Genomic DNA, 1680 nt, shown 5'->3' on the forward strand with positions numbered 1-1680 from the left:
GGCGACGGCGGCGCAACTCTTCAGGGCGTCCCCTGAAGGTGAAGGGTCCGCTCGTCAAATTGATCCGCCCGGCCTAACCAGCCGGCTTTTTTTGTGCGCGAATGTCGGAAATTGGTGGAGGCTGTGTGGAAACGCGCTGATATGCTATGATCATGGTCTGATTTGGGAGGCCGGTGATGGGGCGTTTCATCGAAGGTTGCGATCGGCGGCAGCAGCTTTTCCTGCCTGATTGCGTCGACGATTACGTGGCCGAGGACAGCCCGGTACGGTTCGTCGATATGTTCGTCGACGAACTGGATCTGGCGGTGCTGGGTTTCGCGGATGCAGCGGCGACCGGGCGGCCGGGCTATCATCCGGCGATGCTGCTCAAGCTCTATATTTATGGCTATCTGAACCAGGTGCAGTCGAGCCGGCGGCTGGAGCGCGAAGCGGGCCGCAACGTCGAGCTGATGTGGCTGACGGGCAAGCTCGCGCCCGACTTCAAGACCATCGCCGACTTCCGTCGCGATCATGGCGCAGCGATCCAGGCGGCGTGTCGCCGGTTCGTCCTGCTCTGTCGCAACCTCGGGCTCATTGCGGGCGGCACGGTGGCAGTGGACGGCAGCCGCATGCGCGCGGTCAATGCCCGCGACAAGAACTTCACGCCGGTGACGATCCGACGCCGGATGGAGCAGGTCGATGCCAGCATCCAGCGCTATCTGGGCATGCTCGACACCGCCGACCGGCAGGATGGTGAAGCCGCCGAGCTTCGCACGATCCGGCTGACGACAAGGCTCGGCGAGCTGCGGCGGCAGATGCGTGAACTCGAAGCCATGGAGCAGGCGGTTGCGGCATCGCCTGACCGGCAGATCTCGCTCACCGACCCGGACGCGCGTGCGATGGCGTCGGCGGGAACCGGCACCGGGCAGGTCGGCTACAACCTCCAGGCGGCGGTCGATACCGATAGCCACATCATTGTCGCCCACGAGGTCATCAATCTCGGCCACGACCGTACGTCGCTGGCGAAGATGGGCGAGCAAGCCCGCGCGGCGACGGGCACGGATGCGCTCACCGTGCTTGCTGATCGCGGCTACTTCTCGGGCCCCGAGATACTCGCGTGCGAAGCGGCCGGCATTACGCCGATCTGCCCCAAGCCGCTCACCTCCGGCGCCAAGGCCGATGGTCGCTGGGGCAAGCAGGACTTCGTCTACCAGACCGATACCGACACGTACCGTTGCCCAGCCGGAGAGACGATGACCCGGCGCTTCTCCAACGTCGAGCACGGCATGACGCTGCACGCCTATGCAACGCCTGCCTGTCGCTACCGCTGCGCGGTCAAGGCGAACTGCACCACCAGCCTCGAGCGCCGCATCAAGCGGTGGGAGCATGAAGAGGTGATCGAGGCCATGCAGGCCCGACTCGACCGCATGCCTGGTGCCATGCGCGTCCGAAGACGCACCGTCGAGCACGTCTTTGGCACCATCAAAGACTGGATGGGGCGAAGCCACTTCAAGACGCGCACCCTGAAGAACGTGGCAACCGAAATGAGCCTTCACACCCTGGCCTACAACATCAAGCGCGCCATCGCTCTGGTCGGCGTGCCGGGGCTAATCGCTGCGATGCAGGCCTGAGCGCCCCGCGCTAGCACGCGCCGCTATCAGCGCTGCTCGACCACCGTTCTCACACAGCCTCGGTGGAAAG

The 1680-nt window shown here is 64.8% G+C and carries 1 protein-coding gene; it reads left to right on the top strand.

Annotated elements, in window-relative coordinates:
• The first annotated feature begins 176 nt into the window (after positions 1-176).
• Positions 177-1610, top strand: a complete 1434-nt coding sequence (locus tag U1708_RS20580; RefSeq protein ID WP_332710549.1) for an IS1182 family transposase — start codon at positions 177-179, stop codon at positions 1608-1610.
• The last annotated feature ends 70 nt before the right edge of the window (positions 1611-1680 follow it).

It is taken from the genome of Sphingomonas arabinosi, from assembly GCF_036663715.1.
Taxonomy (GTDB): Bacteria; Pseudomonadota; Alphaproteobacteria; order Sphingomonadales; family Sphingomonadaceae; genus Sphingomonas.

Coding starts and splice junctions, on each gene's coding strand:
- U1708_RS20580 (WP_332710549.1), top strand. CDS start 177: ATGGGGCGTTTCATCGAAGGTTGCGATCGGCGGCAGCAGCTTTTCCTG.